At 42.8% G+C, this 18,298-nt stretch carries 13 protein-coding genes and 1 pseudogene; 8 read left to right on the top strand and 6 right to left on the bottom strand.

Going from position 1 to position 18,298, the window contains the following annotated elements; translation table 11 throughout:
- The first annotated feature begins 15 nt into the window (after positions 1 to 15).
- The 4 genes from NQ505_RS14470 (at position 16) to NQ505_RS14455 (ending at position 3,608) form a co-directional block, all read left to right on the top strand.
- Positions 16 to 759, top strand: coding sequence for a polyprenol monophosphomannose synthase (locus NQ505_RS14470; RefSeq protein ID WP_004306020.1), 744 nt, complete (start codon positions 16 to 18; stop codon positions 757 to 759).
- Positions 756 to 2,093, top strand: coding sequence for a dihydroorotase (locus NQ505_RS14465; protein WP_004325557.1), 1,338 nt, complete (start codon positions 756 to 758; stop codon positions 2,091 to 2,093). The genes NQ505_RS14470 and NQ505_RS14465 overlap by 4 nt, the downstream gene beginning before the upstream one ends.
- Positions 2,094 to 2,118: 25 nt before the next feature.
- Positions 2,119 to 3,027 carry a vitamin B12 dependent-methionine synthase activation domain-containing protein gene (locus tag NQ505_RS14460; RefSeq protein WP_004297356.1) on the top strand — a complete coding sequence of 303 codons (909 nt, stop codon included), beginning with the start codon at positions 2,119 to 2,121 and terminating at the stop codon, positions 3,025 to 3,027.
- A gap of 68 nt (positions 3,028 to 3,095) precedes the next feature.
- Positions 3,096 to 3,608, top strand: coding sequence for an RNA polymerase sigma factor (locus NQ505_RS14455; protein WP_004297355.1), 513 nt, complete (start codon positions 3,096 to 3,098; stop codon positions 3,606 to 3,608).
- A gap of 72 nt (positions 3,609 to 3,680) precedes the next feature.
- Here the strand turns inward: NQ505_RS14455 and NQ505_RS26260 are convergent.
- The 3 genes and pseudogenes from NQ505_RS26260 to NQ505_RS14440 form a co-directional block, all read right to left on the bottom strand.
- Positions 3,681 to 3,725, bottom strand: a pseudogene (locus NQ505_RS26260) (hypothetical protein); the annotation flags it as partial.
- A gap of 509 nt (positions 3,726 to 4,234) precedes the next feature.
- On the bottom strand, positions 4,235 to 7,102 hold the full coding sequence (locus NQ505_RS14445) for an AAA family ATPase (protein WP_004325556.1): 2,868 nt from the start codon (positions 7,100 to 7,102) through the stop codon (positions 4,235 to 4,237).
- On the bottom strand, positions 7,099 to 8,352 hold the full coding sequence (locus NQ505_RS14440; RefSeq protein WP_032853869.1) for an exonuclease SbcCD subunit D: 1,254 nt from the start codon (positions 8,350 to 8,352) through the stop codon (positions 7,099 to 7,101). Before NQ505_RS14440 ends, NQ505_RS14445 begins: the two co-directional genes overlap by 4 nt.
- Before the next feature lie 120 nt (positions 8,353 to 8,472).
- On the opposite strand from NQ505_RS14440, the gene NQ505_RS14435 reads away from it, so the two are divergent.
- Positions 8,473 to 9,231: a lysophospholipid acyltransferase family protein gene (locus tag NQ505_RS14435; protein WP_004297350.1), complete on the top strand. Its 759-nt coding sequence runs from the start codon at positions 8,473 to 8,475 to the stop codon at positions 9,229 to 9,231.
- A gap of 98 nt (positions 9,232 to 9,329) precedes the next feature.
- Here NQ505_RS14435 and NQ505_RS14430 read toward each other — a convergent pair whose 3' ends face one another.
- From NQ505_RS14430 to NQ505_RS14420, 3 genes are all read right to left on the bottom strand, one after another.
- Positions 9,330 to 9,806: a hypothetical protein gene (locus NQ505_RS14430; RefSeq protein WP_004306016.1), complete on the bottom strand. Its 477-nt coding sequence runs from the start codon at positions 9,804 to 9,806 to the stop codon at positions 9,330 to 9,332.
- A 165-nt stretch (positions 9,807 to 9,971) separates the two neighbouring features.
- Positions 9,972 to 11,726 (bottom strand): hypothetical protein, encoded by a 1,755-nt coding sequence (locus NQ505_RS14425; protein WP_032848791.1) that lies wholly within the window; start codon positions 11,724 to 11,726, stop codon positions 9,972 to 9,974.
- A 42-nt stretch (positions 11,727 to 11,768) separates the two neighbouring features.
- Positions 11,769 to 12,503, bottom strand: coding sequence for a DUF4369 domain-containing protein (locus tag NQ505_RS14420; protein WP_004306014.1), 735 nt, complete (start codon positions 12,501 to 12,503; stop codon positions 11,769 to 11,771).
- 157 nt (positions 12,504 to 12,660) lie between these two features.
- Between NQ505_RS14420 and NQ505_RS14415 the strand changes: the two genes are divergently transcribed.
- Genes NQ505_RS14415 through NQ505_RS14405 form a run of 3 tightly spaced genes read left to right on the top strand, consistent with a single transcriptional unit; the run spans position 12,661 to position 18,254 of the window.
- Positions 12,661 to 13,905, top strand: a complete 1,245-nt coding sequence (locus tag NQ505_RS14415; protein ID WP_004297342.1) for an anaerobic sulfatase-maturation protein — start codon at positions 12,661 to 12,663, stop codon at positions 13,903 to 13,905.
- 32 nt (positions 13,906 to 13,937) lie between these two features.
- Positions 13,938 to 16,097 carry a S46 family peptidase gene (locus NQ505_RS14410; protein WP_004306012.1) on the top strand — a complete coding sequence of 720 codons (2,160 nt, stop codon included), beginning with the start codon at positions 13,938 to 13,940 and terminating at the stop codon, positions 16,095 to 16,097.
- Positions 16,098 to 18,254 carry a S46 family peptidase gene (locus NQ505_RS14405; protein WP_004325553.1) on the top strand — a complete coding sequence of 719 codons (2,157 nt, stop codon included), beginning with the start codon at positions 16,098 to 16,100 and terminating at the stop codon, positions 18,252 to 18,254.
- Positions 18,255 to 18,298 lie beyond the last annotated feature (44 nt).

Raw genomic sequence — 18,298 nt, 5'->3', positions numbered from 1 at the left:
TTTTATAGTATCTATATGCAGACATCGGATAGCATTGTAATTATCCCCACCTATAATGAACGGGAGAACATAGAAAATATCATCCGTGCCGTTTTCGGCCTTCCCCAAGTATTCCATATTCTGGTCATAGAAGACGGCTCTCCGGACGGAACGGCAGCCATCGTAAGAAAACTGCAACAAGAATTTCCCGAACAGCTTTTTATGATAGAACGTAAAGGAAAACTGGGACTGGGTACTGCCTACATTACCGGATTTAAATGGGCACTGGAACACGCATACGAGTATATTTTTGAAATGGATGCAGACTTCAGTCATAATCCGAATGATTTACCCCGTTTGTATCAGGCTTGTTCGGAACAAGGAGGAGATGTATCCATCGGTTCCCGTTATGTCAGCGGAGTGAATGTAGTGAATTGGCCGATGGGACGGGTATTGATGTCATACTTTGCCTCTAAATATGTGCGGTTTATCACCGGAATACCTGTACATGACACCACTGCCGGATTTGTTTGCTACCGCCGCCAGGTGTTGGAAACAATCGATTTAGATCATATTCGCTTCAAAGGATATGCCTTTCAGATTGAAATGAAATTCACTGCTTATAAGTGTGGTTTCAAAATTATCGAGGTTCCCGTTATCTTTATTAATCGTGAATTAGGGACTTCTAAAATGAATAGCAGCATCTTTGGAGAAGCCATATTTGGTGTGATAAAATTAAAAGTAAATAGTTGGTTCCATAAATTCCCACAAAAGAAATGAAACGTACACTGATTCAAAACGCCGTTGTTATCAACGAAGGAAGAAAAGTTCTGGGTTCAGTAGTAATCGAGAATGAAAAGATAGCCGAAATATTGGTTGGTGAAGAAAACGCAACTGCCCCCTGCGACGAGATAATAGACGCAACCGGGTGTTATCTTTTGCCGGGTGCCATCGACGAACATGTGCATTTCCGCGATCCCGGACTGACTCATAAGGCAGATATCACCACAGAAAGTCGTGCTGCGGCAGCAGGAGGTGTCACCTCTATCATGGATATGCCCAATACCAATCCGCAAACTACCACATTGGAGGCTTTGGAGGAAAAATTTGTTCTGTTGGGTGAAAAGTCAGCAGTCAACTATTCCTGCTATTTCGGAGCAACGAATAATAACTATACCCAGTTTGCACAACTGGATAAACACCGGGTTTGTGGAGTGAAGTTATTTATGGGTTCAAGCACCGGCAATATGCTGGTAGACCGGATGGCCAGTCTGCGTAATATATTCGGTGGAACCGATCTGCTCATCGCTGCTCATTGCGAAGATCAGGGAATTATCAAAGAAAACACGGATAAATATAAGAAAGAATACGGAGACGACGTACCTTTGGCTCTTCATCCGCTCCTTCGTTCGGAAGAAGCTTGCTATCGTTCATCCGAACTGGCAGTGCAGTTGGCACGTGAGACAAACGCCCGCCTGCACATCATGCATATTTCCACAGCTAAAGAGTTGAGCCTGTTTTCTAATGTACCTTTGGTACAAAAAAAGATCACGGCAGAAGCCTGTGTTTCTCATCTGCTCTTTACGGAAGAGGACTATCAGACACTGGGTGCCCGCATCAAATGCAACCCTGCCATTAAGACAGCGCAAGACCGGAAAGCTTTGCGAGAGGCTGTCAATAGCGGTTTGATTGATGCTATTGCCACAGATCATGCCCCACATTTACTTAGCGAAAAAGAAGGCGGTGCCTTAAAAGCAATGTCCGGAATGCCGATGATTCAGTTCTCACTCGTCAGCATGTTGGAGTTGACAGAAAAAGGAGTGTTTACTATCGAAAAAGTAGTAGAAAAGATGGCTCATGCTCCTGCGCAGATGTATGAGATACAAAACAGAGGATTCATTCGCAAAGGCTATCAGGCTGACCTGGTATTAGTCCGTCCCGGAAGCGAATGGACTGTAACAACCGATTGTATTCTAAGCAAATGTAAATGGAGCCCATTAGAGGGACACACATTCGACTGGAAAGTAGAGAAAACATTTGTAAACGGACATCTGTTATATAACAACGGAGAAATAGACGAGACTTATCGCGGACAGGAATTAAGATTCAGATAAACAGCAGCTCGCCTTCAACAAGCCTATGAGTACCATTTTATCTTATAAAATACATACAGTCACTCCCTACATCAACTGGATTTACTTTTTCCATGCATGGGGGTTCCAGCCACGTTTTGCAGCCATCGCCAACATTCACGGATGTGATGCCTGCCGTGCTTCGTGGCTGACAACTTTCCCGGAAGAAGAACGTAATAAAGCTTCCGAAGCAATGCAGCTATTCAAAGAGGCCAACCGGATGCTCGATCTGCTTGACCGGGATTATGAAGTAAAGACCATCTTCAAGCTTTGCAAGGCAAACTCTGACGGGGATAACCTGATTATTGAGAAAGAAAAAGACCGGTTCATCACTTTTCCTTTACTGCGCCAGCAAACGCCGAAAAGAGACGGTAGTCCTTTTCTTTGTCTCAGTGACTTTATCCGCCCGATCTCTTCCGGCATCCCGGATACCATCGGTGCTTTTGCCTCTTCCATTGATGCGGACATGGAAGGATTGTACGAACAGGACCCTTATAAACACCTGCTTGTCCAAACCCTCTCCGACCGACTGGCAGAAGCAGCAACAGAAAAGATGCATGAATATGTGCGCAAAGAAGCGTGGGGATATGCCAAAGACGAGAATTTAGGCATAGCGGACTTACTGGTCGAAAAGTATCAAGGCATTCGCCCTGCTGTCGGTTACCCGTCTTTACCGGATCAATCCGTCAACTTCCTGTTGGATGAACTGTTGGACATGAAGCAGATAGGCATTTCGCTGACCGAAAACGGAGCTATGTACCCGCACGCTTCTGTTTGCGGACTTATGTTTTCACATCCGGCTTCCGAATACTTCTCCGTCGGAAAGATTGGAGAAGACCAATTGGAAGATTATGCCCGCCGTCGGGGAAAAAGTATCGAAGAAATGTGTAAGTTTCTGGCAGCTAATCTCCAATAGTCCTTATTCCCCTGTGATTTTTCTCCTTTTCTCACGACTAACTAACCAGAAAAGTAATCATAGATTCCATGAGAGAACAAACAGCAGAGGTTAGCGCCCCTATTGAACAAGAGTTTTTGTCGGTGATCCGCGAATATGAACGGGTGATCTACAAGGTATGCTATCTGTATGCCAATCCCAATGCTCCTCTCAATGATCTGTATCAGGATGTGGTATTGAACCTTTGGAAAGCCTATCCCAAATTCAGAAAAGAATGTAAGGTTTCCACCTGGATTTACCGTATTGCCCTCAACACCTGTATCAGCTTCTATCGTAAAGAAAAGAATGTGCCAGAAATAGTCAGCCTCACCAGAGATACCGACTGGGCCATAGAAGCACACGACCCGATCAACGAAATGTTGAAACAGCTTTATCAGATGATTAACCAACTGGGACAACTCGACAAATCAATTATCCTGCTTTATCTCGAAGACAAAAGTTACGAGGAAATAGCAGAAATCACCGGACTGACGGTTACCAATGTAGCGACCAAACTAAGTCGCATCAAAGACAAACTTAAAAGAATGAAAAAGGAGGAATAAGATATATGGAACTGGAAGAACTGAAAAAATCTTGGAATGCCCTGGATGAACACTTGAAAGACAAAGAGTTCATCAAAGAAGAAGAGCTTGAAAAGCTGATAAGGCATGCGGACAAAGGTATCCATGCCATTGCCAGACTGAACATCAAGCTTATTCTGATTTCTCTGCCGATACTGATCTTATTTTTAGCGGAGGTACTGTTACATAACAGATTGAACCCGATCTATATCATTATCATTTTCGCATGGATTCCTGCCCTTTGCTGGGATATCGTCACCACCCGTTTCCTCCAACGGACACAAATAGACGAGATGCCTTTGGTAGAAGTAATCAGCCGCGTGAACCGTATCCATCGATGGACCATCAGGGAACGATTGATTGCTATTGCCTTTCTCCTAGTCCTGGCTATACTTTCATTTATCTACTGGCAAGTGTGGCAATATGGAATGGGCATGATTGCTTTCTTCATCCTGTTATGGGGCGGAGGACTGGGATTGATCTTATGGATTTACCGCAAGAAGTTCTTAAATCGTATCCACGAAATCAAAAAGAATTTAAGCGAACTGAACGAATTAATGTAAAAGAATCCAACCTGAATAATTCATACTAAGTAGTAAGGAGTGTGCTTACCCCACCACGGTAAGCACACTTTTTCCATTCACTTTCTTATGTACCTGCACCTGAACAGAAATCCGTTCACTCATCTCCTGCACATGAGAGATTACTCCTATTTTCCGCCCCTGCATCTGTAATTGTTCCAATGCTTCCATCGCTGTACGCAAACTTTCCGCATCCAAAGAACCGAAACCTTCATCAATAAAAAGAGATTCAACTTTCAGATTATTACTTGACAAGGAAGACAAACCTAAAGCCAGTGCCAAAGAAATCAGGAACGATTCACCTCCTGAAAGAGAGTACACGGTCCGTATTTCATCACACATATCGCAATCTATTACCTGAAGTGCCAACGTATCGGGTACCTGTTGCAGCTTATAGCGTTTAGAGAGATAGGATAAATGTTGATTGGCATGAAGCAGCAACAAATTCAAAGTATAACTTTGAGCAATCACTTTAAATTTCGCTCCATCCGCACTGCCAATCAGTTTATTCAATTTTGCCCAACGTTCGGCAACAGTTTGTTTCTCTGCCAGTTCCTTCGCAATCTGTTCCACAGTCAGTTTATTCTTTGCTTGTTGTAGCAGGCAGGCTTCCATAGTAGAAAGGGCACGTTCTATATTCAGGTTTTCTTCCTGTTGCTTCTTTATTATTTCAGGAAGCAGTTCGGGAGACTCTATCTTTTTATACTGTTCTTGCAACTCTCCTATAGCCAGTGCAATTTGCTTCATCTCTCCTTGCAAACCGGAAAGCCGGTTGTGTACCGCCTCTACTTCTTTACGTGCTTTCTCCAAAGCGAGATTCAGTTCTTTCTCTCTTTTTGCTACGGCAGCTTCCGCTTCATCCGCGCTTTTTCCTTTCAATAGCTGAGAACGTTCCTGACGAAGCACATTCAGCGCTTTCTCTATCACTTCAAATCTCTTTAGTTCGGCCGAAGCAGCATTCTGTAAGATTACCAGCTGTTCTTTGGCAGACGATACTTTCTGCATAGCCAAACGACAGAGAGAAACATTCTCACGGAGGGCTTCACAATGTGCACGCATCTTTTTAATTTCTTCATCGCTGCGCTGCCATTCTGCATAAAGATTGCGATATTCCAAAATACGTATTGCCAGTTCCGCCAAACGACGTTGTATTTGCTCTTCGTTTCCGGCTTCAATCCCTGCTTTATATAATGCTGCCAACTGTTCCGCGATCTGTCCGTCCACCGTTTTTTGATGCGCCAAATCACGTTGCAGAGCAATGCTCCGGTTATTCATCTGCTGATAGTTGGTTGATGCTACATTATACTCCTGCTCTATACTCCGGAAAAGAGTATCTACCACCTCCTGTTCCTGATGATAAGGATGCGCTGTGCTACCGCAAACCGGACAAGCCTCCCCTTCCTGTAATTGCCGGCGCAATGCTTTCACGTCTTTTCCCACTGCCATACGTGCATTTTCGTAAAGACGTTGAGTAACTTTCAATGCGGTTTCTTGCTCCGTCAATTGTTTCAGACAATTGGCCACTTCTTTCTCCAGTCTTTCTATTTCCGTCTTTGCTTTCGTCTGCGTTTCCGTTAATTGCCGGATATTCTGCTGACGAGTCAACTCTTTTTGCAACTTCACCTGTTCTTCGGCCAATAACGGATATCCGAAAGAATTTAAGCGCAACAAACGTTCCTCATTCGTACTGGTAGCGGCAGCCAGTTTACTTTCTTCTTGCCGTAGAATCTCTTCCACCTGTTCAAGTTGCAGTGCTTCTTCTATCCCTACATGGCTTAATAAGCGGTTCAGAGAAGAATAAGACACCTGTAATTGTTCCGCAGCCACTCGCATTTTTTGTTCCTGCTCCGCCACCTGCCTGTTAGCCGCTTGTAAAATCTGCTGCGACTGTATATAGCTGCTTTGTTGAGACTGTATCTGTACATCCAATTGACGTGCTTTCTTCAAGTCTGGCTGTATGGCCTCCCATTGTGCCTTAAAATGCACCAATCCTTCCTCTTGGGAAGCCAATGCACCCTGCAATACTTTCTCCCTGGCCTGTTCCTCCTGTTCTTCCTGCTGCTTTTTCTTCCAAAGTTCTTCCTGTATTTTTAATGAACGAACCACATTCAGTTGTTCATTCTGTTCTGCCAGCAGTTTAATCCCTGCCGCGCGCTTTTCAATTGATAGTTCTTTCTCTTTTTGCAGAGCAAGCAGCTCTTCTTCCGGCATCAATTCGATCACATTCATTCGATTCTGAATCAAGGTCACCTCCTCTTGTGCCGCCTTATTCCGGGCATAGACCTCTTGAGAAATCCGGGAATACACGCCGGTTCCTGTCAACTTCTCCAGTAATTCTGCTTTTGCCGCCCCTTTTGATTTCAGAAATGTAGCAAAATCATTTTGTGCCAATAATACTGTACGGGTGAACTGTTCATACGTCAGGCCAACCAACTCCACCAACTGAATCAACAACTCTTTCTTGGTACCTTGAAATTCTTTCTCCGTATCCAGTTCTTTCACTTCCAGCGTTTGTGGCTGCAAAGAACCGTTTATCTTGTTTCTTGTCCGCCTCACCGACCAACGAGAACGGTAACGCCGTCCGTCAATACCTAAAAAATCGACTTCCGCATAACCGTCACTTGTCCCCCGACGCAGCAAATTTCTAACATCAGACTGATTAATCTGATTGTCTCCCACATCTGCCAGGTTCACATTTTCCACTGAAGTTGCAAAGCGGGGAGCCTTATCATACAATGCCAGGCATAAGGCATCTAATAAAGTAGACTTACCTGCACCGGTAGGTCCTGAAATGGCAAAGATACCTGCAGAATGTAATGGTTCTGCCATAAAATCCACTTCTACCGTTCCTTCTATCGAGGTCAGATTCTTCAATCGTATAGCTAGTATTTTCATTCTTCTTCCTCCTCTTCTTTACGGGTAGCAGCCAAATAGGCCTCTTCAAACAAACCTGTCAGTTCTACAGGCATTTCCACCTGATAAATCTTCTCAAAGGCAGACTGTGCAATCTGCAAGGGAGACATTTCCTGCAACCCCCTCTTCCAGTTTTCATTTTCTTTCGTCGTATTTCCAGTTTCAGTGCGATAGGTAGAAACAATACGCGCCAACCGATAGTTTTTATCTGCCAGTGCATCTTCAATCTCCTGCCGAAGAATGGGTTCCGGTTCCTCCAACAATACCTTTACTTCCAGATATGGGGCTACGGCTTCTGTCTCGGGTAGTTCCTTCAAGGCTTCCAAGACGGCTTCCGGTGAAACAGGTTCTCCGTTCGGGACACTCAACAAAGGTATTAATTTCGGGCATTCCAACCGTTCAATGTCCACCGCACAACCTCCGTCGAAAGTCACCATCACGACTCCATGATGATAATGTTTCTCGGCAAAAGACATCGGAATGGGACTTCCGGCATACCGCACATTCTCTCTTCCGGACACTCGCTGCGCTTTATGTATATGTCCCAATGCCGTATAAGCTATCTGTTCGGAAAAAGTTTCCGGAGATACGCACTCCAGCCCACCAATCACGGTACGCTCGCTATAATCCTTCTCTGCAATTTCCGATCCTGTAGCCTGCAAATGACCGATGGCAAGAATCGCCTGATTCTCCGTCCTTCGCTTCCATAGCCTTTGCAAAAGTTGTGCATAAAGTTCGCGAACTCCCTCCGCATACGGATTGCCTTCCGTTTGCACGGCCGGATAATCTCCCTGACGCAGAAAAGGAACTGCCATGCAAAGCAATTCCACTTCCCCTCTCCGGTTCTTCAGTTCCACAGTCAAATGGTCATAATCGATTTCTCCGCCTTCGAGCTTGCGAACTACCCCTCTGACTTCCGTCCGCATAGCTTGCAACAGAGGCAAAGGAGCCTCCAGGCGTGCTGCCGAATCATGGTTGCCGGCAACAATGACAATCTGCAAATACGGATTCTCTGCTGTCACCCGATAAATAAACTGATAATACATGCTTTGGGATGCTGCGGAAGGGTTGGAAACATCAAAAACATCTCCGGCTATAATCAATGCATCAATCTCTTTCTGACGAATTTCTTCTGCCAGCCAATTCAGGAATACTCCATGTTCTTCCGTGCGATCATAACCAAAAAAGGTTTGTCCCAGATGCCAGTCGGCAGTATGTAATATACGTATCATAATTTTGTAACTATCTCTAATAACAAGAGGCAAAAATAACACAATCAAAAAGATTATATCACATCTGCCTCTCTTTTTTACCAATAATCATGTATATTTGCAGGATAAAAATCCAACCCTATGAAGATACTGTATTATATTTATCAGATTTGCATCGCTTTGCCTATTTTATTAGTGTTGACCATCCTCACGGCAATCGTCACTATTGTAGGTTCTCTCTTGGGAGGAGCCCACATCTGGGGATATTATCCGGGGAAGATTTGGTCACAATTAATTTGTCTGTTTCTATTGATTCCCGTGAAGATTGAGGGACGTGAAAAGTTGCATGACAAGACTTCCTATATTTTCGTCCCTAACCATCAGGGTTCATTTGATATTTTCCTTATTTACGGCTTCATCGGAAGAAACTTTAAGTGGATGATGAAAAAAAGCCTGCGCAAACTGCCGTTTGTAGGAAAAGCCTGTGAAAGTGCAGGACATATCTTTGTAGACAGATCTGGTCCTAAAAAAGTATTGGAAACAATCCGGCAGGCAAAAGACTCATTGAAAGATGGGGTTTCTCTCGTAGTCTTTCCTGAAGGAGCGCGTACATTTACAGGACACATGGGATACTTTAAGAAAGGCGCTTTCCAGTTGGCTGATGATTTACAGTTGGCGGTTGTACCCGTCACCATTGACGGCTCATTCGAGATTCTGCCACGCACAGGCAAATGGATACACCGTCATCGCATGATTCTGACTATTCACGAGCCTATTCCTCCCAAAGGGAAAGGAATGGAAAATATCAAGGCAACCATGGCAGAGGCCTACGCTGCGGTTGAAAGCGCCCTGCCGGAACAATACAAGGGAATGGTGAAAAACGAAGATCAAGACCGATAGTCAGTACATAATCTTATATAAATATGGGGATGCTCACGCACCCCCATATTCCTAACCAGTTTTATGCATCAAACTATTAAATTAAGAAATTCAGATATTTAGATGTTTTGCAAGGTTATAGTTTGGTTTGACATCATTTGTAATTCTTGAAAAGTCAAATTAAAACTTTTATAAATTTCCTTTTCTAAATTCTCTAATGAGAAAGATTCATTTCTGACACCATTAATCTTCCCTCTAAACCGATTGTTATAATGCTTGCGGAATGTATCCGGAGTAACCAGACCTCCCAAGCCATAATCACCCACTACAATCACCGGCTTTCGGCGCAATACCCCTTCGTAAGCGGTAATCCCTGCACCAATAATCAAGTCGGCTTCTTCAATCAGTTTACCGATCTCACTCTCGGAGGATATATAATCCACCTGATACTCTGAATATTTACTTAATAGAATTCCTATCCGTAACCTGGTGCGAGAATTTGCTATTCCGACAACAATGCTGGCTTTTTGTTCTATTAACTGCAATTCGTCACCTCTCAAAGAAGAGGCGGCAGATAATTCATTAGGATTTTTCATATAGCTATTTGGTTTTTGTTGTGTCAAAAGTACAGCATGCATCCGAAAACACAAAAAAAGTCACCCGGACAAAATCAGTGCGCCTGATTTTTCGTAAACACTTACATTTCAATCAAATACAGATTAGCGTTCTATTAATGACCCGGACAATTCATTTTTTATTTATCAAAAATCCCTTAAAAACACATTCAAATCTTCTTGTGGAGAAATGCCTAATCGACCTTTCAGCCTTCCTTTTGCTTTGGTAACAGAATCGGAAGAGGTCTGAAAAATACGCGCCAGTTCTTCATTGGTCAGTCCAAATTTAAGAAAGCAACAGATCTCAAGATCATGTTTAGTTAATAAAGGAGTTTTGTCAAGCAACCGGGTAACGTAATTAGAATAGAGTAAATCAAACAGGCTAAACAATTTATAGCGTTCTCCATTAGACAATTTACCTCTTAATGTTCCCTCTTTGATAGCAAGCAGCAGACGAAAAGCGGATATGTACTGTTCAGAAGAGGGTCCGACAGTTAATTCTCCTCCCAGTTCTTTCAATAGTCCCGATAAGTTTTTGTTCTGCATACTTAGAAGTACAATCTTTCCATTCAACTCGCCCACCTTCATTCGATTTTCTTCCAGTATGCGGTTCTCTTCCAGTACTTGATCTTTCAACTCCTGGATTTCTTCCATCTCCTGCTGATATCGCTTTATCTCCTCTTCATTATCTCTAATCTGGGATTCGATTTCGGCAATCTTCTTCCTGTGATTTTTACTTTTGTAGTAGTAATAACACATATAGAAGGCCACAATCAGGAAAATAACCGTACCGCAAAATATAAAAACTGTACGGTCCACTTTCAGTTGTAGATTATCATTCCGGAGTTTCTCGTTCTCGTATTGCTTTTGCAGTTCTGTTATCAACTCCTGCGAATCGACTTCATCCAATACATTCACGATAGAGTCCGCTTTTTCATGGTAGATAATCGCTTCTTCAAAATTATCAATATCTTTTTCAAGAAAGTATAAATTGTTATATGCATCAATACGGGTATATTCTTTAGAAGAATTGATACTCATCTTAAAATATTTCCGGGCATTCTCTACATCGCCCATCTGTATATACAAATAGCCGAGAGACATACACTCCACGTATTTCCTTTCTTCATCCGTTTCTTTTTCATAAGCAGCAAGAAAATAGCGTTCTGACTTTTTCAGTTCTCCCATGGAACGGTACAGTATCCCCAACTCATGTAAAATGGAAACTTCAGACGGATATTGCTTTTCCCTGGCTAGTTCTAAAGCGTAAGTATAATAGAAATAGCAGCTATCCCATTTATTCTGAAACAAATAAGCCCGGCCTATATTTTGCCCGGCTCTGACAAGACTCAAAGAATCTTTCAACTCTTCATAGATCGTATATGACTCCCGAAAATTCTTCAACGACTCCTGATACAATTTCTTTTTCCGGTTAATCATCCCTATCTCATCAGTAGCCATTGCAAACATCTTACAACATTGAATATTCCCGAACATTTCTTTTGCCGAAGATAAAAACGTCAAAGCCTCTTCATCTTTGCCCAATTCACGCAGCACTCTTCCATAATAATACTGTGCTTTAGCACGCGTAACTGAGTCACCATGCTCTACAGTATAGTAATTCAGCGCCAGTGCAATCAATGAGTCAGAAGTAAACTTCACATAGTTCTGATCCATCGCCTGCGTCAATAAAAGTGCATAATCCGCCTGCAACTTTCCACGCAATTTTTCAATATGAGGTATTGACTTTAATAGATACAGAGCTGTATCCGGAAGAGATTCCATGCACATTTCAATCCTCTGGAATGCCGCATCGGGGGCCTCCGAATCTCTATGACAAGAAACCGATAAGACTAAAATAAAAAAGAAAGCGGCGTATACCGAAACAGTAGTCGTTTTCACTTTACTTGAGTTTTGTGCAAAAATACACAAAAAACTCAAGTATTACTTATTTGTTGAAGCATTTTGTTCCAATCGTTGATGTTCTTCTATCAACTTCATGTTTTCTCTTGCTTTAGACAGGAACTCTCTAACCAGTTTATTATCTTTAAAAGAATAAGGAGCATCCTTGATTATATCATCAATCTGCGGAGTCATAATGGGATAGGGCAAAGAGCTGCAGAGCATCATAAACACACTGGGTCCCAGCACATTTTCGTAATTATCGGAGATGAACGTTTTCACATACTGATTCATCGCTTTCATCAGTGAGTCTCCTTCCACCACCAACTGACCGTGAATCTCATCCAGATCGCCTCCATCCAGTACCATACGGGTTTCCTTCTGCTCCAGTTCACCAATGCTTTCTTCCAATTGGTTTCTTTTGCTGATAAACTCATACAGTGCATTATTTAAAGATGTTCCGACTGCCTTGAGGTCCGTGTTGCTAATGGTTACTGTTATCTTCCCACTTTCCAGCACAATCGGCATAATGCTTTCTTCATCCATATAAAGTGTCACCATCTGTACGGAATCTATTTTCCCTTTCATTGAGAACAGACCATGCACTACTTCAGCTGAATCCAGCTTCACCCACTCTCCATCACGAAGGGACTTAAGATACAACATCTTTCCATCCAGACTATTCACTGAAGAGGTTCCTTCAATCTTGTACTTACTGGTGCAGGAAGCCAAAAACGGAAGCAAAAGCAAAAAAGGCAAAATTTTATTCACGTTCATCTATTCATTAAATTCTGGGTACAAAGGTACAACTGATTCAGAATTCAAAGAAACATTTTATCAATATTTAAATCTTGTAAGACTCTTTTCTTTAATAATCCTTATAAACATAGGTGTAAGGCTATTTTTTTCATTTAGTTTATCTAATTTTGCAGTCATGAAAACATCAACATTTGCCCCTTTTGCCAAACCGCTTTATGTAATGGTAAAGCCTGTAGGTGCCGTATGTAATCTAGCATGCGATTATTGCTATTATTTGGAAAAGGCCAACCTATACAAAGACAATCTGAAACACGTAATGAGCGATGAACTTCTGGAAAAATTTATCGACGAGTACATTAACTCACAAACCATGCCGCAGGTGCTTTTCACCTGGCACGGAGGAGAAACGCTGATGCGACCGCTCTCCTTCTATAAAAAGGCGATGGAACTACAAAAAAAGTATGCCCGCGGACGAACGATCGACAACTGCATCCAAACCAACGGAACCATGCTCACCGACGAATGGTGCGAGTTCTTCCGTGAAAATAATTGGCTGGTAGGAGTCTCTATCGATGGTCCCCAGGAGTTTCATGACGAGTATCGCAAAAATAAAATGGGAAAACCCTCTTTTGTGAAAGTGATGCAAGGCATCAATCTTTTGAAAAAACATGGGGTGGAATGGAATGCGATGGCAGTTATTAATGACTTCAATGCCGACTATCCACTAGACTTTTATCGTTTCTTCAAAGAAATCGGTTGTCAGTATATCCAGTTCGCTCCTATCGTTGAACGTATTCTCTCACATGAGGACGGTCGTCACCTCGCTTCTCTTGCAGAAAATAAAGCCGGAACCCTTGCCGATTTTTCGATCACTCCGGAGCAATGGGGCAACTTCCTTTGTGCTCTTTTCGACGAATGGGTGAAAGAAGATGTAGGCAAGTACTATGTACAAATATTCGATTCGACTTTGGCGAACTGGATGGGCGAACAGCCTGGTATATGCACAATGGCAAAGACCTGCGGTCATGCCGGCGTGATGGAATTCAACGGAGATGTTTATTCATGCGACCATTTTGTATTTCCCGAATATAAATTAGGTAACATTTATAGTAAAACTCTGGTGGAAATGATGCATAGCGAGCGTCAGCACAATTTCGGGAACATGAAATATCAGTCTCTCCCTACTCAATGCAAGGAATGTGAGTTCCTGTTTGCCTGCAACGGAGAATGCCCGAAAAATCGTTTCAGCCAAACGGCAGAAGGCGAACCGGGATTGAATTACTTATGCAAAGGCTATTACCAGTTCTTTAAGCATGTAGCTCCTTATATGGACTTTATGAAAAACGAACTGATGAATCAACGTCCGCCTGCTAATATCATGGAAGCACTGAAGAACGGAGATTTGAAAATTGAATACTAACCAATCATATATTTTAATTTTATCATTAAATAATGAACAGACTAAGACTTTATCTATTAGCGCTGGCTGCGCTTTTTGTATGTTCCGTTAAAGCGGATGAGGGTATGTGGCTATTGCAACTGATGCAACAGCAACACTCCATAGACATGATGAAAAAACAAGGATTAAAACTGGAAGCACAGGACCTATATAATCCGAATGGAATTTCTCTTAAAGATGCCGTAGGTATATTCGGAGGCGGATGTACCGGAGAAATTATCTCACCCGAAGGTTTGATTCTGACCAATCACCATTGTGGCTACGCCTCCATCCAGCAACATAGTAGTGTTGAGCACGATTATCTGACTGATGGTTTCTGGGCTACTTCCAGAGACAAAGAACTCCCTACTCCGGGATTGCAATTCACATTTATCGAACGTATCGAAGATATTACGGATATTGTCAATGCCAAGATTGCGGCGAAAGAAATCACCGAATCCGAATCATTCAGCAATATATTCCTTCAAAAGCTGGCTCATGATCTTTATTTTAAAAGTGACCTGGCAGACAAAAAGGGAATTGTTCCGCAAGCTCTTCCGTTCTATGCCGGAAATAAATTCTATCTTTTCTATAAGAAAATATATCCGGATGTACGTATGGTAGCCGCTCCACCCTCTTCTATCGGTAAGTTTGGTGGTGAAACAGACAACTGGATGTGGCCGCGTCATACCGGCGACTTTTCCATGTTCCGTATTTATGCAGATGCAAATGGTGAACCGGCAGAATACAGCGAGAGCAACGTCCCACTGAAAACCAAGAAACATTTGTCTATCTCTATCAAAGGATTGAAAGAAGGAGATTATGCAATGATTATGGGATTCCCCGGAAGTACGAGCCGCTACCTGACTGTATCAGAAGTAAAAGAACGTATGGAATCGGAAAACGATCCACGTATCCGTATTCGTGGTGCACGTTTGGCTGTCCTGAAAGAGGTAATGAATGCCAGTGACAAAATCCGTATTCAGTATGCTAACAAATATGCAGGTTCCAGCAACTATTGGAAAAACTCCATCGGCATGAATAAGGCCATCATCGATAATGATGTATTGGGAACAAAAGCTGCACAAGAAGCCAAATTCGCAGAGTTTGCAAAAGCACAAAACAATGCTGAATATGCAGCGGTAGTGAAGAACATTGATGACCTGGTAGCTAAGACAACTCCTCTCAACTATCAGTACACCTGTTTGAGAGAGACTTTCTTCGGAGCTATCGAATTTGGCAATGTGATGTTGACTAAAACACGCGAAGCATTACTTGAGAAAAACGATTCTGTAATCGAAGCACGCATGAAAGCCTTGGAAAGCACTTACGAAAGCATCCATAACAAAGATTACGATCATGAAGTAGACCGCAAGGTAGCGAAAGCCTTGTTCCCCTTATATGCTGAAATGATTCCGGCAAACCAACGTCCTTCTATTTATAAGGTTATTGAGCAGAAATATAAAGGCGATTATAACAAATTCGTTGATGATATGTATGACAACTCTATTTTTGCCAACCGGGCAAACTTCGAGAAGTTTACAAAGAAGCCTTCAGTGAAAGCGATTGACAATGATCTGGCACTACAATACTGCCAGTCTAAATACGACTTGATGGATACACTGGCTTCCCAGCTCAAGGATATGGATCAGGAACTAGCTTTGCTGCACAAAACTTATATCCGTGGTCTGGGGGAAATGAAGTTGCCTGTACCTTCTTATCCGGATGCAAACTTTACCATTCGTCTGACCTATGGTAACGTGAAACCTTATGATCCGAAAGACGGTGTACACTACAACTACTATACGACCACCAAAGGTATTCTTGAAAAAGAAAATCCGGAAGACCGTGAATTCGTTGTACCTGCCAAACTGAAAGAACTCATCGAAAAGAAAGATTATGGCCGTTATGCTTTGCCAAATGGTGATATGCCTGTCTGCTTCCTGTCAACCAACGACATCACCGGTGGTAACTCCGGCAGCCCGGTACTGAATGAAAACGGAGAACTGATCGGTTGCGCTTTTGATGGCAACTGGGAATCATTAAGCGGTGACATCAACTTCGACAACAACCTGCAACGTTGTATTAACCTGGATATCCGTTATGTCCTGTTCATTTTGGAAAAGTTAGGAAACTGCGGACACCTAATCAATGAAATGACAATCGTAGAATAAATGAGAAAACAAATCCTATTTGTCCTATTTTCACTGGCAACTCTTAGCATCCACGCCGACGAAGGCATGTGGATGCTAACCGATCTGAAAGCACAGAACGCTGTTGCCATGCGCGAACTTGGCCTCGAAATTCCGATAGAGGAAGTATACAACGCAAATGGCCTTTCTCTAAAAGACGCTGTTGTACACTTCGGAGGAGGATGTACGGGAGAAGTTATCTCTTCCGAAGGACTGGTACTGACTAACCATCACTGTGGTTATGGAGCTATCCAGCAACATAGTAATGTAGAACATGACTATCTGACAGATGGTTTCTGGGCTATGAACCGTGATGCGGAACTCCCTACTCCGGGATTGACCGTCACTTTTATCGACCGGATTCTCGATGTGACGGATTACGTCAACGAACAACTGAAAAAAGATCCGGACCCGGATGGTGTTAATTATCTATCTCCAAGTTATCTTGGCAACGTAGCAGAACGTTTTGCCAAAGCCGAGAATATAGAAATAACTCCTGCAACAAAGTTGGAGCTCAAGGCTTTTTATGGAGGAAACAAATATTATCTGTTCATCAAAACAGTATACAGTGATATTCGTATGGTAGGGGCTCCTCCTTCTTCCATCGGTAAATTCGGAGCTGATACCGACAACTGGATGTGGCCTCGTCACACAGGCGACTTTTCTCTCTTCCGTATTTACGCGGACAAGAATGGAAAACCGGCAGAATATTCTAAAGACAACGTTCCTCTGCAAGTGAAAAAACATCTGAAGATCAGCCTCGCCGGAGTTCAGGAAGGAGATTTCACCTTTGTCATGGGATTCCCCGGACGTAACTGGCGGTATATGATTGCCGACGAAGTGGAAGAACGGATGCAAACGACCAATTTCATGCGCCAGCATGTACGCGGAGCCCGTCAGAAAGTACTTATGGAGCAAATGCTGAAAGATCCGGCAGTGCGTATTCATTATGCAAGCAAATATGCTTCTTCGGCCAATTATTGGAAAAATGCAATCGGCATGAATGAAGGACTGATACGCCTCAATGTACTGGATACCAAACGTGCACAGCAAGAAGAACTATTAGCCCGCGGCCGTGAGAAGGGAGATGATTCGTATCAGAAAGCCTTTGATGAGATTCGCTCTATTGTATCTCACCGACGCGATGCGCTATATCATCAGCAGGCTATCAATGAAGCATTGGTCACCGCCCTTGATTTTATGCGTATCCCTTCCACGACAGAATTGGTTACCGCTCTGAAATCGAAAGATAAAGAGCAGATAAAAGAAGCAAAACTAAAACTGAAGAAAGAAGGTGATAAGTATTTTGCTTCTGTCCCTTTCCCCGACGTGGAACGGATGGTAGCGAAAGAAATGCTGAAGACTTATGCCAACTACATTCCTGCAGAACAACGAATCAACATCTTCGAAATCATCAATTCTCGTTTCAAGGGAAGTATTGACGCCTTCGTTGATGCCTGTTTCGAACATTCCATTTTCGGCAATCCTAAAAACTTTGAGAAGTTTATCAAGAAACCAAGTTTGTATAAAATAGGATATGACTGGATGGTATTATTCAAATATTCTGTTACCGACGGAATTCTGAAAACAGCCATTGCCATGAAAGAAGCCAATCAGAACTATGACGCAGCTCATAAAGTATGGGTGAAAGGCATGATGGACATGAGACAGGAAAAAGGAACGCCGATTTATCCGGATGCGAACTCTACTTTACGATTGACATACGGCCAGGTACTTTCTTATGAACCGGCTGACGGTGTGGTATATGATGCTCATACCACCCTCAAAGGTGTGATGGAAAAAGAAGATCAGGGAAACTGGGAATTCGTAGTGCCTCAAAAGCTAAAAGAGTTATATAAATCCCAGGATTATGGACGTTATGGCAAAAACGGTGAAATGCCTGTCTGCTTTATCGTAAACACCGACAATACAGGAGGAAACTCCGGTAGTCCGGTATTTAACAGCAAAGGTCAGTTGGTTGGAACTGCTTTCGACCGCAACTTTGAAGGCTTAACAGGAGACATTGCTTTCCGTCCTTCATCGCAGCGAGCCGCTTGTGTTGACATCCGCTATACCTTGTTTATCATCGATAAATACGCAGGAGCCTCTCATATCATCGACGAACTTAGCATTGAGTAAGTTGAGAGTTGAGAATTAAAAATTGAGAAATATAATGCCAGATG

Source organism: Bacteroides sp. D2, from assembly GCF_025147085.1.
Classification (GTDB): domain Bacteria; phylum Bacteroidota; class Bacteroidia; order Bacteroidales; family Bacteroidaceae; genus Bacteroides.
Note: the sequence above shows the minus strand (reverse complement) of the source record. Positions and strands in the feature narration are given on the sequence as shown.

Bases quoted from the DNA above. Each gene is read 5' to 3' on its own strand.
- NQ505_RS14470 (WP_004306020.1), top strand. From the start codon at position 16: ATGCAGACATCGGATAGCATTGTAATTATCCCCACCTATAATGAACGG.
- NQ505_RS14465 (WP_004325557.1), top strand. From the start codon at position 756: ATGAAACGTACACTGATTCAAAACGCCGTTGTTATCAACGAAGGAAGA.
- NQ505_RS14460 (WP_004297356.1), top strand. From the start codon at position 2,119: ATGAGTACCATTTTATCTTATAAAATACATACAGTCACTCCCTACATC.
- NQ505_RS14455 (WP_004297355.1), top strand. From the start codon at position 3,096: ATGAGAGAACAAACAGCAGAGGTTAGCGCCCCTATTGAACAAGAGTTT.
- NQ505_RS14445 (WP_004325556.1), bottom strand. From the start codon at position 7,102: ATGAAAATACTAGCTATACGATTGAAGAATCTGACCTCGATAGAAGGA.
- NQ505_RS14440 (WP_032853869.1), bottom strand. From the start codon at position 8,352: ATGATACGTATATTACATACTGCCGACTGGCATCTGGGACAAACCTTT.
- NQ505_RS14435 (WP_004297350.1), top strand. From the start codon at position 8,473: ATGAAGATACTGTATTATATTTATCAGATTTGCATCGCTTTGCCTATT.
- NQ505_RS14430 (WP_004306016.1), bottom strand. From the start codon at position 9,806: ATGAAAAATCCTAATGAATTATCTGCCGCCTCTTCTTTGAGAGGTGAC.
- NQ505_RS14420 (WP_004306014.1), bottom strand. From the start codon at position 12,503: ATGAACGTGAATAAAATTTTGCCTTTTTTGCTTTTGCTTCCGTTTTTG.
- NQ505_RS14415 (WP_004297342.1), top strand. From the start codon at position 12,661: ATGAAAACATCAACATTTGCCCCTTTTGCCAAACCGCTTTATGTAATG.
- NQ505_RS14410 (WP_004306012.1), top strand. From the start codon at position 13,938: ATGAACAGACTAAGACTTTATCTATTAGCGCTGGCTGCGCTTTTTGTA.
- NQ505_RS14405 (WP_004325553.1), top strand. From the start codon at position 16,098: ATGAGAAAACAAATCCTATTTGTCCTATTTTCACTGGCAACTCTTAGC.